At 66.6% G+C, this 13010-nt stretch carries 15 protein-coding genes; 11 read left to right on the forward strand and 4 right to left on the reverse strand.

Translation table 11 applies throughout. The features are described 5' to 3' along the window. Nucleotides 1-64 precede the first annotated feature (64 nt). Entirely contained in the window at nucleotides 65-988 is a 924-nt protein-coding gene (locus tag LCM32_RS03015; RefSeq protein WP_224819567.1) for an acyl-CoA thioesterase, read from the forward strand. Nucleotides 989-1022: 34 nt separating this feature from the next. Here the strand turns inward: LCM32_RS03015 and LCM32_RS03020 are convergent, their stop codons facing one another. From LCM32_RS03020 to LCM32_RS03035, 4 genes are all read right to left on the reverse strand, one after another. Beyond that, a complete protein-coding gene (locus LCM32_RS03020) occupies nucleotides 1023-1718 on the reverse strand; it encodes a DUF1045 domain-containing protein (RefSeq protein WP_318246168.1) in 696 nt (231 codons plus the stop codon). 128 nt (nucleotides 1719-1846) lie between these two features. Continuing rightward, complete coding sequence (locus LCM32_RS03025; RefSeq protein WP_224819568.1) at nucleotides 1847-2911, reverse strand: YeeE/YedE family protein; 1065 nt, start codon at nucleotides 2909-2911, stop codon at nucleotides 1847-1849. Between the two features lie 98 nt (nucleotides 2912-3009). Beyond that, on the reverse strand, nucleotides 3010-3297 hold the full coding sequence (locus LCM32_RS03030) for an ArsR/SmtB family transcription factor (RefSeq protein WP_224819885.1): 288 nt from the start codon (nucleotides 3295-3297) through the stop codon (nucleotides 3010-3012). Nucleotides 3298-3442: 145 nt separating this feature from the next. After that, nucleotides 3443-3829: a thioredoxin family protein gene (locus tag LCM32_RS03035; protein WP_224819569.1), complete on the reverse strand. Its 387-nt coding sequence runs from the start codon at nucleotides 3827-3829 to the stop codon at nucleotides 3443-3445. A 163-nt stretch (nucleotides 3830-3992) separates the two neighbouring features. On the opposite strand from LCM32_RS03035, the gene LCM32_RS03040 reads away from it, so the two are divergent. From LCM32_RS03040 to LCM32_RS03085, 10 genes are all read left to right on the forward strand, one after another. Further along, nucleotides 3993-4730: a cytochrome c biogenesis CcdA family protein gene (locus LCM32_RS03040; protein WP_224819570.1), complete on the forward strand. Its 738-nt coding sequence runs from the start codon at nucleotides 3993-3995 to the stop codon at nucleotides 4728-4730. A gap of 45 nt (nucleotides 4731-4775) precedes the next feature. Continuing rightward, nucleotides 4776-5345 (forward strand): SoxW family protein, encoded by a 570-nt coding sequence (locus LCM32_RS03045; protein ID WP_224819571.1) that lies wholly within the window; start codon nucleotides 4776-4778, stop codon nucleotides 5343-5345. 123 nt (nucleotides 5346-5468) lie between these two features. Continuing rightward, nucleotides 5469-5951 carry a sulfur oxidation c-type cytochrome SoxX gene (soxX, locus tag LCM32_RS03050; protein WP_224819572.1) on the forward strand — a complete coding sequence of 161 codons (483 nt, stop codon included), beginning with the start codon at nucleotides 5469-5471 and terminating at the stop codon, nucleotides 5949-5951. Between the two features lie 28 nt (nucleotides 5952-5979). Then, on the forward strand, nucleotides 5980-6396 hold the full coding sequence (gene soxY / locus LCM32_RS03055) for a thiosulfate oxidation carrier protein SoxY (RefSeq protein WP_224819573.1): 417 nt from the start codon (nucleotides 5980-5982) through the stop codon (nucleotides 6394-6396). Nucleotides 6397-6419: 23 nt separating this feature from the next. Then, nucleotides 6420-6749 (forward strand): thiosulfate oxidation carrier complex protein SoxZ, encoded by a 330-nt coding sequence (soxZ, locus tag LCM32_RS03060; RefSeq protein ID WP_224819574.1) that lies wholly within the window; start codon nucleotides 6420-6422, stop codon nucleotides 6747-6749. A 31-nt stretch (nucleotides 6750-6780) separates the two neighbouring features. Beyond that, nucleotides 6781-7653, forward strand: a complete 873-nt coding sequence (gene soxA, locus LCM32_RS03065; protein WP_224819575.1) for a sulfur oxidation c-type cytochrome SoxA — start codon at nucleotides 6781-6783, stop codon at nucleotides 7651-7653. 130 nt (nucleotides 7654-7783) lie between these two features. After that, nucleotides 7784-9481: a thiosulfohydrolase SoxB gene (gene soxB, locus LCM32_RS03070; RefSeq protein WP_224819576.1), complete on the forward strand. Its 1698-nt coding sequence runs from the start codon at nucleotides 7784-7786 to the stop codon at nucleotides 9479-9481. A gap of 119 nt (nucleotides 9482-9600) precedes the next feature. Further along, the gene (gene soxC / locus LCM32_RS03075) at nucleotides 9601-10875 is read left to right on the forward strand and encodes a sulfite dehydrogenase (protein WP_224819577.1); all 1275 of its coding nucleotides are present in this window, start codon (nucleotides 9601-9603) and stop codon (nucleotides 10873-10875) included. Further along, the gene (locus tag LCM32_RS03080; RefSeq protein WP_224819578.1) at nucleotides 10859-11935 is read left to right on the forward strand and encodes a c-type cytochrome; all 1077 of its coding nucleotides are present in this window, start codon (nucleotides 10859-10861) and stop codon (nucleotides 11933-11935) included. Before soxC ends, LCM32_RS03080 begins: the two co-directional genes overlap by 17 nt. Nucleotides 11936-12243: 308 nt before the next feature. Then, the gene (locus LCM32_RS03085) at nucleotides 12244-12879 is read left to right on the forward strand and encodes an ATP-dependent Clp protease proteolytic subunit (protein ID WP_224819579.1); all 636 of its coding nucleotides are present in this window, start codon (nucleotides 12244-12246) and stop codon (nucleotides 12877-12879) included. Nucleotides 12880-13010: the final 131 nt, after the last annotated feature.

The raw sequence follows: 13010 nt of genomic DNA on the forward strand, positions 1-13010 counted from the left end.
CGCCTTCGCGTTCCGCGCCCATCGGGGCTTGCAAAGCGGGGCGCGCGCGCTCAATCAGACGGGGATGACATGGAATGACGAGACGGAGGCGCGGATGAGCGGGCAGCAGGACGAGGCAGCAGAGGACCTTCTGGTTCCGGTTCTGGATGTGGAGCGGCTGGAAGAGGACTTCTACCGCGGCATCGCCACCCCGCGGGGCAAGGGCCGCAGCTTTGGCGGGCAGGTGATCGCGCAGGCGCTGATGTCCGCGACCCATACCGTCGACCCCAGCCGCCCGAACCACTCGCTCCATGCCTATTTCATGCGCCCCGGCAACGCGGCGCAGCCGGTGCTTTACCGCGTCGACCGGGACCGCGACGGCGGCTCCTTCTCGACCCGGCGGGTGGTGGCGATCCAGAACGGCAAGCCGATCCTGAACATGGCCGCCTCCTTCCACGTCGAGGAAGAGGGCTGGAGCCATCAGGACGCCATGCCCGACGTGCCCGGGCCCGAGGGCCTGAAGAATCAGATCGAACTGGGCGAGGAGCTGGGCGCTCAGCTTCCGGACAGGGTGAGTCGTTTCCTGTCCAGAAACCATCCGCTGGAGGTTCGCCCGGTGGAGGGCGTGCTGGCCTTCAACCCGGAGCCGGGCCGCGCGGGGCAGGACTTCTGGGTCCGCGCCCGGCATCCGCTGCCGGACAATCCGGGCCTGCACCGGGCCGCGCTTGCATATACCTCGGACCTTGGGTTGCTCGGCGCCTCGGTGCGTCCGCACGGGGCATCCTTCGCGGCGGGCAACGTGCAGATGGCGAGCCTCGACCACGCGCTATGGTTGCATGGCCCGTTCCGCATGGATGAGTGGCTGCTCTATTCCACCGACAGCACATGGGCCCGCGGGGCCCGGGGCTTCTGCCGGGGGCGGGTCTTCACGCAGGACGGCCGGCTGATCGCGGATGTGGCACAGGAGGGGCTGATCCGCCCCATGCGCGAAGAGACCCCGGCGGGCTGAGACCCGCCGGAGGGCGGCGATGGGAGCTTCCCTCTCAGCCGCGGCCGAGGGGGAAGCGCTCGATGGTCTGGAACCGGCCCCAGGGGTTTTCGCCTGCCAGCACCAGCGAGGTGATGCGGAACGGCGACCGGGTGAAGGGGGCCACGTGGTCCTCCAGCACCTCCTTGGTGCGCTCGGCCTCGCCGGGGGTGAGGCGGCCCGTCAGGGTGATGTGGAACTGGAAGTCGTCCATCACATAAGGATAGCCCCAGCGAGCGAGGTTTTCTTCCTGTGCGGGGCTCAGCGGTGCCTTGCGGCGCTTGGCCAGCTCTTCCTCGGTCGGCGGGGCGCGGAAGGCGTCCAGCCCGGCCACGCAGGCCCCTGCAAGCGCCGAAAGCGGCGCGAGGTCGCCGGTGGGCACAAGTGCGAGGAAGCCCTTCATGCACTTGAGCGTTAGCGGCCCGGTGGTGACGGGGGCCAGCCCGGCGCAGAGCCTGCGCGCGCTGTCGGCCATCTGTTCGGGGGTGCGCCCCTCGGCCAGCCGGATCGGGGCCTTGATCGTCCCGTGCAGCCCGTACTTGCGCGGGGTCGCCGTCAGGTCTGCGATGGCGCGCGGCAGGTCTTCGATTTCGGGGTGGGTTACGCCGCAGCCTTCCTGGAGGTCCCAGCCAAGCCAAGCGGCGCCGAACTCGGCCAACGGGCCGGGCTCTGGTGCGTAATAAATCGCGTAACGGTTGAATTCTGACATCATAACAATTGGGTCCGCTCGTGGTTCATCCTCGCTACCGGGTGGGGGATGACAGGACCATGTCAAAAGCGACCGCTTACGTCAGGTGACCGGTGGTGGCGCTTATCCGGGCGGCAGCCACGGGCGTTTGCCTATTCCGCAGGCTGAAAACCAGTGATGAGCTGGCGCAGGCCCAAAGCGGCCCCGGCAAAGATCGCCGCGAAGGTCAGCGGGGCGGACCAGGCGAGCACGGAAAAAGCGGACACGCCCTGTCCGATTGTGCACCCCATGGCAACAACGGCCCCTGCGCCCATGAGCACGGCGCCGGTGATCTGGCGCCGCAGTTCGCGCGGATCCTCGCAGGCTTCCCAACGGAACCGGCCCTGGCTGAAGGACCCGGCGAAGGCGCCGAGCGCCACCCCCAGAACCGAGCCGACGGAGAAGGAGAGATCGGACACCGCCCCGGTCATGGCGAAGAGGAGCGTCTCCCCCAGAGGGGCCGAGAAGGAATGCGACACGACCGGCAGGGCCGCAAAGCCGTGATGCGCGATCCAGCTGGTGCCGACCCAGCCGCTGAGGATCGCCGCCGCCACCACGGCCGACCAGAAGAGGGCGCGGCCGTCGCGGAGGAAGTCGCGTGAGGCCAGCACGCCCGCGCAGATCGCGAGGCCGAGGGCGAGGCCCGTGGCCCAGACCGGCGCGCCTGTCTGTGCGGCGATCATATGGGCGAGGCCGGGTACCGGGTCGCCGGGGGTGACGGGTTGCTGGTGGAAGAGGCTGTCGCGCAGCCCGGCCAGCGGCCCGCGCAGCACGAGGTAGGAGGTCAGCCCCATGACCAGAACGATCACGAAGGCCCGCAGGTCGCCGCCGCCCAGCCGGGCGATCGCCCCGAAGCCGCAGTTGCCCGCAAGCGCCATGCCATAGCCGAAGGTCAGCCCGCCGAGGATCGCGGCCACGGGCATCCAGCGGATCGAGAGGTAGAAGGTGTCGGCGGGGGCAAAGAGCCCCGCGCCCATCAGCCCGAAGGCCCCCACGACGGAGAGGCCGATGGCAAGCCCCCACATCCGCATCCGCCGCGACGACCCGCCATAGAGCAGGTCCTCGATTGCGCCGAGGGTGCAAAACCGCCCGAGCCGTGCCGCAAGGCCCAGCATCACGCCTCCGGCCAGGCCGATCAGCGCGGCAAGGGCCGGTTCTCCAAGTGCCAGTACGTCCATGCCCGATCCTCCCCATCCGACATGTGGTCCGCGGCGCGGCCGCGGTCAGTCACCTCGCGGGCACCGCCCCCTCCCGGGCGGCGCGGCACGGGCGTGTCTCAGTCGCAGAACAATTCGTAGACGAGTTCGAGCACCCGCTTCGGCTTGTCATCCGCGAGGCTGTAGTAGATCGCCTTGCCCTCGCGCCGGGGCACGACGAGGCCCTCAAGTCGCAGCCGCGACAGCTGCTGCGAGACGGCGGCCTGCCGGGCCGAGAGCAGGTTTTCCAGCTCGGTCACCGATTTCTCGCCGGTGACGAGGTGGCACAGGATCATCAGGCGGCCTTCGTGGCTCACCGCCTTGAGAAAATTCGAGGCGCGGGTGGCGTTGTCCACCATTCGGTCCATTTCGGCGTCCGAGAGGCTCTCGTCGAAGACGGGCAGGGTTGTCTCTTCGACGGATTTCGGGGCGGCTCCGGTCTGCATTGCGACGGTCACTTCCAGAATTTCCCTTTCGAAACAGAGTATACTAAATTCGGCGAGAGGCCAGCGGCTAGCTCGCTCTATCAGTATCCGTTTGCTCGGAAAGCATCTTTTCGAGCAGCCCCCAGAAGAAGTCTTCCCCCGGGTAGCCTTCGATCCGGCCCAGTTCGGTGCCCTCGTCCACGAGGATGAAGGTCGGGGTGAAGACCACGGGCCGGGCAAAGGTGACGCCCTCGGGCGGGGCCTCGGAGATGTCCATGCGAACCAGCGGCGCGCTCTCGCCGGCGGCGGTCTTGGGGTAGATCGGCGCGATGGTGCGGTTCCATGCCGCGCAATAGGCGCAGCCGGGGCGTTCGACCATGATCAGGTCCAGCGCGGCGGCACCGCCCGGCGCCAGACAGGCGACGAGGGCGAGGGCCGGGGCGATGGCCGGGACGAGAGCAGGCAGAAGGCGCATGGGCCGGTGTCCTATGAAGCGGGGCTGGCCCGGACGGCCCACCGGATGGCAGCAGGCCGGGCTGGCGTCAAAGAGGTGCATCGTCGCATCGTGGCGGATTGACGGGCGGCTGACAATCTATCTAATGTGAATATGTTTATGGCTCAAGGGTAGGGAGGCCCTCGTGCTGGAAATCTCTTATCTCGGCGCGGCGCTTGCCGGGCTTTTGTCCTTTTTCACCCCCTGCATTCTGCCGATGGTGCCGTTTTACCTGTGCTACATGGCCGGGCTCTCCATGTCCGAGTTGCAGGGCGACGGGGACATCGCGCCCGGCGCGCGCAAGCGGCTGGTGCTGTCCGCTGTGGCCTTCGCGCTTGGCGTGACCTCGATCTTCGTGATGCTGGGGATGGGGGCGACGGCGCTGGGGCAGGCCTTTGCCCAGTGGAAGCAGCCGCTGTCCTATGTCGCCGCCGGGATCCTGCTGCTCTTCGGGCTGCATTTCCTTGGCGTGATACGCATCCCGCTGCTCTACCGCGAAGCCCGCCTCGAATCGAAGGCCGAGCCGACGACCCTGCTGGGCGCCTATGTCATGGGGCTGGCCTTCGGCTTCGGCTGGACGCCCTGCGTCGGTCCGGCGCTGGCCTCGATCCTGATGATCGCCTCGGGCATGGGGGACCTCTGGCGCGGGGCGCTGCTGCTGCTGGTCTACGGGATCGGGATGACCGCGCCCTTCGTCATCGCGGCGCTCTTCGCGCGGCCGTTCCTGGCCTGGGTCGGGCGCAACCGCCGCTACATGGGATACGTCGAGAAGGCGATGGGGGCGATGCTGATCCTCTTCGCCCTGCTGATCGCCACCAATACCGTCAACCTGATCGCGGACTGGCTGATCCGCACCTTCCCCGGCTTCCTGAACGTCGGGTGAGGCCTGCTTGCCCCCGCAAGCGGATGGCCCAGAGGAGGAGAGACCATGAAACACGTTCTGATCGCCATGGGCACGGCGCTGGCGCTGGCCAGCGGTGCCGCCGCCGCCACGCTGGGCGATGACGGGCTGCACAAGGCGCCCTGGATGCGCGACACCTTCAAGGACCTGCGCGAGGATCAGGCAGAGGCGCAGGCCGAGGACCGCCGCCTGCTGGTGATCGTCGAGCAGCGCGGCTGCATCTACTGCACCAAGATGCACAACGAGGTCTTTCCCCAGCCCGAGATCGAGAGCCTGCTGATGGACAAGTACTTCGTCGTGCAGATCAACATGTTCGGCGACGTCGAGGTGACCGACTTCGACGGGGAAACCCTGCCCGAGAAGGACATGGTCCGCAAATGGGGCCTGATGTTCACGCCCACGATGATGATGTTCCCGACGGAGGTGCCCGAGGGGCTGTCCGCCGCGCGGGCCGCCGCCGTCACCATGCCCGGCGCCTTCGGCAAGAGCACGACCTTCGACCTTCTGACCTGGGTTCTGGACGAGGGCTACACCGGCGACGAGCCGTTCCAGAAGTACCACGCGCGGATGATCGAAGAGCGGCAATCTTCGAAATGAAATCTTCGCAGTTGCAGCAATTATAAGTAAATTCGCGTTATTGAATTTGATGTTGCGTGGTTGTGTCGCTCCGCCTATGGTGAGCGGGAGGACGCGACCGAAAAGGTAGCTGAGGGAGGAAAAATGACACGCAAGTTGATGCCGATGGCCTTCGTGCTGGCGGCAGGGGCGGCCACGTCCCTGGCGGCAGCGGAGGTAGCCCCGACCGACGTGGTCTACGATGACTACGGCGCGATCGAGGCGCCGCTGACGGATGCGCCGACCAGCCTCGAGGATGGGGCCAAGGTCATGACCACCCGGAGCATGGGCAACTGCGTGGCCTGCCACGCGGTGACGGCGCTGGAAAGCGCCCCGTTCCATGGCGAGGTGGGTCCGTCGCTCGACGGTGTCGCGGACCGCTGGTCCGTGGCCGAACTGCGCGGGATCGTCGCGAATGCCAAGAAGACCTACGACGGCACGATCATGCCGGCGTTCTACAAGACCAGCGGCTACATCCGCCCCGGCGACGCCTTCACCGGCAAGGCCGCTGCGGAACCGCTGCCGCCCCTGCTGACCGCCCAGCAGATCGAGGATGTTGTCGCCTTCCTGACGACTCTCAAAGAGTGACCCGGAAGGCCTGATCGAGGAGATGACAATGCAGATTACCCGACGCGACACGCTGGCCCTCGGCCTCGGCGCCGCCGCGCTGACGATCCTTCCGTTCCGCGTGAACGCGGCTGCGGATGACAAAATCGCGGAATTCACCGGCGGCGCGGACACGTCCGGCACCGGCCTGACCCTGACCGCCCCCGAGATCGCGGAAAACGGCAACACCGTTCCGATCAGCGTCTCGGCCCCCGGCGCGACGGCGATCCTGGTGCTGGCCACCGGCAACCCGACCCCGGGCGTTGCGACCTTCACCTTCGGCCCGCTGGCCGGCTCGCAGGATGCCTCGACCCGCATCCGTCTGGCCGGGACGCAGGACGTGGTGGCGATCGCCAAGATGGCCGACGGCAGCTTTGCCAAGGCCTCCAGCACCGTCAAGGTGACCATCGGCGGCTGCGGCGGCTGAGCTCAGGAAAGAGGATCAAGACAATGGCATCTGGTGTGAAACCCCGGGTGAAAGCCCCGAAAACCGCATCCGCTGGCGAAGTGGTCACGATCAAGACCCTGATCAGCCACCCGATGGAAAGCGGTCAGCGCAAGGACGGGAACGGCAATCCGATCCCCCGGTCCATCATCAACCGCTTCACCTGCGAGTTCAACGGCGAGAGCGTCGTGGACATCGCGATGGAGCCGGCGATCTCGACCAACCCCTACTTCGAATTCGACGCCAAGGTTCCCGAAAGCGGCGAGTTCAAGTTCACCTGGTACGACGACGACGGGTCTGTCTACGAGGACACGAGCGCGGTGACGGTGTCCTGAGGGACACCGAACATTCAGGGAGGAGCAACGCATGACAAGAACGAAGCTGACCCGGACGAGGTTGGGCGCGACGCTGGGGCTGCTCGGCGGCCTCGCCGTCGCCGCGCCCCTTGCCGCGGACGAGAATGCGGACCTGGTGATCAACGGCGATCTCAAGATCACCGTGCGCGCCGAGGCCCCCGCCCATCTGGACGGTGCCCTGTCGGAGATCACCTCCGGCTGGATCTACCGCTCGGATGAGACGCAACAACTGGAAATGGACGACTTCGACAACCCGGGCATGATCTTCGTCGATCAGGCCATGGATGTCTGGGGCACGCCCGATGGCACCGAGGGCAAGAGCTGCGCCTCCTGCCACGACGATCCGGCGCAGAGCATGGCCGGTGTCCGCGCGGTCTATCCGAAGTGGAACGAGGAGGCCGGCGAGGTGCGGACCCTCGCCATGCAGATCAACGCCTGCCGTGAAAGCCGCATGGGCGCCGAGAAGTGGGACATCGTGAAGTCCGACATGGTGAACATGGAGGCGCTGATCGCGGTGCAATCCCGCGGGATACCGGTCAACGTGGCGATCGACGGCCCCGCCCGGGAGACCTGGGAGAAGGGCAAGGAGATCTACTACACCCGCTATGGCCAGCTCGAACTGGCCTGTGCGAACTGCCACGAGGACAACTACGGCAATTACATCCGCGCCGACCACCTGTCCCAGGGCCAGATCAACGCCTTCCCGGCCTATCGCCTGAAGAACGCCAAGCTGAACGCGGTGCAGGATCGCTTCAAGGGCTGCGTGCGCGACACCCGCGCCGAGACCTTCAAGCCCGGCAGCCCCGAGTTCAACGCGCTGGAACTCTACGTCGCCAGCCGTGGCAACGGCCTTTCGGTCGAAGGGCCCTCGGTCCGCAACTGACATCGGCCTTGGCCAGACAGCGGCCTGACAACGGCCCGAAACGAGTCCCCCCCTTCCGCCCCGGCGGGAGGGGATCTGTTCCCTGCATCCTGACGCCTGTTTCCAGACGCCCTACGACGGAGCCCGTCCCATGATCTCCCGCCGCGATTTCCTTCAGGTTTCCATGGCCGCCTCGGCCCTGCTGGGCGCCTCCGGCTTTGGCAGCTGGTCGCGTCTGGCCGCGCAGCAGGCGCTGACGCAGGACCAGCTGCTGCAGTTCGACACCTTCGGGAATGTCTCGCTGATCCATGTCACCGACATCCACGCGCAGCTCAAGCCGCTCTATTTCCGCGAGCCTTCGGTGAACCTCGGGGTGGGGGGCAACAAGGGCGCGGTGCCCCATGTCACCGGCGCCGACTTCCGCAAGCTCTATGGCATCGACGACGGCTCGCCCTCGCATTACGCGCTTTCCTCGGGGGATTTCGCGGCGCTGGCGGGGATGTACGGCAAGGTCGGCGGCATGGACCGCGTGGCCACCGTGATCAACGCCATCCGCGCCGACCGGCCCGATGCGCTGCTGCTGGACGGCGGCGATACGTGGCACGGCTCCTACACCTGCCTCAAGACCGAGGGGCAGGACATGGTCAACGTGATGAACGCGCTCAAGCCCGACGCGATGACGTTCCACTGGGAATTCACCCTCGGCTCCGCCCGCGTGCAGGAACTGGTGGAGGGGCTGCCCTTCGCCGCCCTTGGCCAGAACATCTTTGACGCGGAATGGGACGAACCGGCCGAACTCTTCAAGCCTTACGAGTTCTACGAGACCGGCGGCGTAAAGGTCGCCGTCATCGGGCAGGCCTTCCCCTATATGCCGATCGCCAACCCCGGCTGGATGTTCCCGGAATACTCCTTCGGCATCCGGGACGAGCACATGCAGCAGATGGTGGACGAGGTCCGCGCACAGGGCGCCGAACTGGTCGTCTGCCTCAGCCACAACGGCTTCGACGTGGACAAGAAGATGGCGGGCGTGGTGAAGGGGATCGACGTGATCCTCACCGGCCACACCCATGACGCGCTGCCCGAGCCGGTGCTGGTGGGCGAGACGATCCTGATCGCCTCCGGCTCCAACGGCAAGTTCGTCTCCCGTGTCGATCTGGACGTGCGCGACGGACGGATGATGGGCTTCCGCCACAAGCTGATCCCGATCTTCGCGGACGTGATCACCCCGGACGCGGAGGTTGCCGCGCTGATCGACGAACAGCGCGCGCCCTTCGAGGCCGAGATGAGCGAGGTCATCGGCCAGACCGAGGGGCTTCTGTACCGCCGGGGCAACTTCAACGGCACATGGGACGACCTGATCTGCGATGCACTGCTTTCCGAGCGGGACGCGCAGATCGCCATGTCGCCCGGCGTCCGCTGGGGCCCGTCGCTGGTGCCGGGGCAGGACATCACCCGCGAGGATATCTTCAACGTCACCTCCATGAGCTACGGCAAGGCCTACCGCTCCGAGATGACGGGCGAGTTCATCAAGGTGATCCTCGAGGACGTGGCGGACAACATCTTCAACCCCGATCCCTACTACCAGCAGGGCGGCGACATGGTGCGCATCGGGGGCATGGGCTACCGGATCGACGTGTCAAAACCGCAGGGCGAGCGCATCAGCGAGATGACCCTTCTGGCCACAGGCGAGCCGATCGACCCGGCCAAGTCCTACGTCGTGGCGGGCTGGGCCAGCGTGAACGAGGGCACCGAGGGGCCGCAGATCTGGGACGTGGTGGAAAGCCACATCTCCAAGCTGGGCACCGTCCCGCCCATCGACCGCGACAGCGTCACGGTGACCGGAACCTGATCCCGGCCGCCCCGCAGCGCCGGGGCGGCCCCACGACATGCGCGTGCCAAATTTTTTTGGCCCAATGAATGCACAATGATGAATGCGATGATTTGTAACAGATTGAGGAGGTCAGCCAGATGAGTGAGACATCCAAGGGCAAGCGCCCCTCCCGCCGGGCGTTCCTGAAGGGCGCCGCTGGCGGGGCAGGGGCGGCGGTACTGGGTGCGGGGGCCGCACGGGCCGCCGGACCCGATCCGCTGATCACCGAGGTGCAGCCCTGGGCGCAGGCCCTGGGCGACGGGGTGGACGCGACGCCCTACGGGCTGCCCATCGAATACGAGGCGGACGTGATCCGGCGCAACGTGCCCTGGCTCACGGCGGACCCGATCAGCTCGATCAACTTCACGCCGATCCACGCGCTTGACGGCACGATCACCCCGCAGGGCTGTGCCTTCGAACGGCACCACTCCGGCGCCATCGAGCTGCGCAAGGAAGATTACCGGCTGATGATCAACGGCCTCGTGGATCAGCCGCTGGTCTTCACCTATGCCGATCTGGAACGCTTCCCGCGCGAAAACCACGTCTACTTCTGCGAATGCGCGGCCAACACCGGCATGGAATGGGCAGGTGCGCAACTGAACGGCGCGCAGTTCACCCATGGCATGATCCACAACATGGAATACACCGGCGTTCCCCTGCGCGCCCTGCTGGAAGAGGCGGGCGTGCAGCCGGAGGGCAAGTGGGTCTATGTCGAGGGGGCGGATGCCTCGTCCAACGGCCGCTCGATCCCGATGGAAAAGGCGCTCGACGACGTGCTGGTGGCCTTCAAGGCCAACGGCGAGGCGCTGCGCAAGGAGCACGGCTATCCCGTGCGCCTCGTGGTGCCGGGCTGGGAAGGCAACATGTGGGTCAAATGGCTCCGCCGGATCGAAGTGGGCGACCAGCCGTGGGAGAGCCGCGAGGAGACCTCCAAGTACACCGACACGCTGGCCGACGGCACCAGCCGCAAGTTCACCTGGGTGATGGATGCGAAATCCGTCGTGACCTCCCCCAGCCCGCAATCGCCGATCACCCACGGCAAGGGGCCGCTGGTGATCACCGGCCTCGCGTGGTCGGGGCGCGGCGCGATCACCCGGGTCGATGTCTCCAAGGACGGTGGCAAGACATGGGAAACCGCCCGCCTTGCCAAGCCCGGCGAGAAAATGGCGCTGACCCGCTTCTACCTCGACACCACATGGGACGGCGAGGAGATGCTGCTGCAATCCCGCGCCATGGACGACACCGGCTATGTCCAGCCGACCAAGACCCAGCTGCGCGAGGTGCGCGGCGAGAACTCGGTCTATCACAACAACTGCATCCAGACGTGGTGGGTGAAACCGACCGGGGAGGCCGAAAATGTCGAAGTTTCCTAAGCTTGCTGCCGCGCTGCTGCTGACGGGCCTCGCGCTGCCCGCGCAGGCCGAGACGCTGGGGCTGGGCCGTCCGGCCCTGCCGGAAGAGATCGCGGCATGGGATCTCGACGTGCGTCCCGACGGGCTGGGCCTGCCGGAAGGCTCCGGCGATGTCTGGACCGGGGACGAGGTCTTCTCCGAACGCTGCGCCTCCTGCCACGGTGACTTCGCCGAGGGCCGGGGCAACTGGCCCAAGCTGGCGGGCGGGCAGGGCACCCTCGATCACAAGGACCCGCTCAAGACCGTGGGCAGCTACTGGCCCTATCTCTCAACCGTCTGGGACTACGTGCACCGCTCGATGCCCTTCGGCGACGCGCAGAGCCTGACCGCCGATGAGGTCTATGCCATCGTGGCCTATATCCTCTACTCCAACGACATCGTGGGCGATGATTTCACCCTGTCGAAGGAGACCTTCTCGGAGGTGGTGCTGCCCAACACCGACGGCTTCATCGTCGATGACCGGGCCGAGACGGAATACGCCGCCTTCTCGGGCGAGCCCTGCATGACCGACTGCAAGGACACGGTCGAGATCACCATGCGCGCCGCCGTGCTGGATGTGACGCCCGACACGGAGGAGGCCGCGACTACGCCCGTGGTCGAGGCAGCGGTCGAGACGCCTGCTGCCGAAACCCCCGCCGCTGAAACGCCTGCCGTTGAAGCCCCGGCCACGCCGGAGCCCGCCGCCGCGCCCATGCCGGACCCGACCCTCGTGGCCGATGGCGAGAAGGTGTTCCGCAAGTGCAAGGCCTGTCACGAGGTCGGTGCCGGGGCCAAGAACCGCACCGGGCCCGAGCTGAACGGCATCGTCGGGCGCGCCGTCGGCGCGGTGGACGGCTTCCGCTACTCCAAGCCGATGGAGGAGATGGGCGCCTCGGGCACGATCTGGTCGATGGAGGAACTGCACGCCTTCCTCGCCAATCCGAAGAAGCACCTGAAGGGCACCAAGATGTCCTTCCCGGGCCTCAAGAAGGACGCCGACATCGACGCCGTCATCGCCTACCTGCAGGCCAACGGCGGCTGATCCCCGCCAGAAACCGTCCCGGTCCACCGCCATGGCGGGCCGGGTGCCTCCCGGCCCCACGGGGCCGGGCCCTGTCGCGGCCGGGCCTTCCGCCCCTTCACCCCGTCCGCGCGAAAGGGCGGCGCCCCCGTGGCGCCGCCCATTTTCCTTTTGCTGCCGCGCGCCCCGGCGCTGCCTCCCACTTGGCACGCTATTCACCATGGACACGAGATTTCGCCGCCCGGCCTTGCAGCCGGTCAGGTGCGTGACTAAGACTCTGTTAGGACCTGATCACTAGGGGTCAGGCAACCAGATGAGGCGGGGCCAGAATGCGCGATCCTATTGACCATTATATGAACAACCTCGTGCCGATGGTGGTGGAGCAGACCAGCCGTGGCGAACGGGCCTACGACATTTTCTCGCGCCTGCTGAAGGAGCGGATCATCTTCCTCTCCGGGCCGGTGCACGACGGGATGTCCTCGCTGATCGTGGCGCAACTGCTGCACCTCGAGGCCGAGAACCCCTCGAAAGAGATTTCCATGTACATCAACAGCCCGGGCGGTGTCGTGACCGCGGGCCTGTCGATCTACGACACGATGCAGTACATCAAGCCCAAGGTCTCGACCCTCGTGGTCGGTCAGGCCATGTCGATGGGCTCGCTGCTGCTGGCCGGCGGGGCCGAGGGCATGCGCTTCTCGCTGCCCAACTCCGAGATCATGGTCCACCAGCCTTCCGGCGGTTACCAGGGCCAGGCGACGGATATCCTGATCCACGCCGAGCACACGAAGAAACTGAAAGAGCGGCTCAACCGTATCTATGTCAAGCACACCGGCCAGACCTACGAAGACGTGGTCGATGCGCTTGAGCGGGACCGCTTCATGTCGGCCGAAGAGGCCAAGGATTGGGGCCTGATCGACGAGATCGTCGAGAGCCGGGACAAGGGCCCGGAAACCGACGGCAAGTGACGACCCCGGCGTCACGAAGGGGTTTGTGACGCATTTTTGACGTTGTGGAGCCGGTAGTGCTGTCCTACTCTGTCCTTTAACAGGCGGAAGGGGCGGTACGCCGGCCCCTCAAAGGCCCCGGAACCGGGGGA

This window comes from Pseudooceanicola nanhaiensis, from assembly GCF_020171315.1.
GTDB classification, from domain to species: domain Bacteria; phylum Pseudomonadota; class Alphaproteobacteria; order Rhodobacterales; family Rhodobacteraceae; genus Pseudooceanicola; species Pseudooceanicola nanhaiensis_A.

Bases quoted from the DNA above. Each gene is read 5' to 3' on its own strand.
- soxY (WP_224819573.1), top strand. From the start codon at position 5,980: ATGCAGATTACCCGACGCGACACGCTGGCCCTCGGCCTCGGCGCCGCC.
- LCM32_RS03025 (WP_224819568.1), bottom strand. From the start codon at position 2,911: ATGGACGTACTGGCACTTGGAGAACCGGCCCTTGCCGCGCTGATCGGC.
- soxA (WP_224819575.1), top strand. From the start codon at position 6,781: ATGACAAGAACGAAGCTGACCCGGACGAGGTTGGGCGCGACGCTGGGG.
- soxC (WP_224819577.1), top strand. From the start codon at position 9,601: ATGAGTGAGACATCCAAGGGCAAGCGCCCCTCCCGCCGGGCGTTCCTG.
- soxZ (WP_224819574.1), top strand. From the start codon at position 6,420: ATGGCATCTGGTGTGAAACCCCGGGTGAAAGCCCCGAAAACCGCATCC.
- LCM32_RS03020 (WP_318246168.1), bottom strand. From the start codon at position 1,718: ATGATGTCAGAATTCAACCGTTACGCGATTTATTACGCACCAGAGCCC.
- soxX (WP_224819572.1), top strand. From the start codon at position 5,469: ATGACACGCAAGTTGATGCCGATGGCCTTCGTGCTGGCGGCAGGGGCG.
- LCM32_RS03080 (WP_224819578.1), top strand. From the start codon at position 10,859: ATGTCGAAGTTTCCTAAGCTTGCTGCCGCGCTGCTGCTGACGGGCCTC.
- LCM32_RS03045 (WP_224819571.1), top strand. From the start codon at position 4,776: ATGAAACACGTTCTGATCGCCATGGGCACGGCGCTGGCGCTGGCCAGC.
- LCM32_RS03015 (WP_224819567.1), top strand. From the start codon at position 65: ATGACATGGAATGACGAGACGGAGGCGCGGATGAGCGGGCAGCAGGAC.
- LCM32_RS03035 (WP_224819569.1), bottom strand. From the start codon at position 3,829: ATGCGCCTTCTGCCTGCTCTCGTCCCGGCCATCGCCCCGGCCCTCGCC.
- soxB (WP_224819576.1), top strand. From the start codon at position 7,784: ATGATCTCCCGCCGCGATTTCCTTCAGGTTTCCATGGCCGCCTCGGCC.
- LCM32_RS03030 (WP_224819885.1), bottom strand. From the start codon at position 3,297: ATGGACCGAATGGTGGACAACGCCACCCGCGCCTCGAATTTTCTCAAG.
- LCM32_RS03085 (WP_224819579.1), top strand. From the start codon at position 12,244: ATGCGCGATCCTATTGACCATTATATGAACAACCTCGTGCCGATGGTG.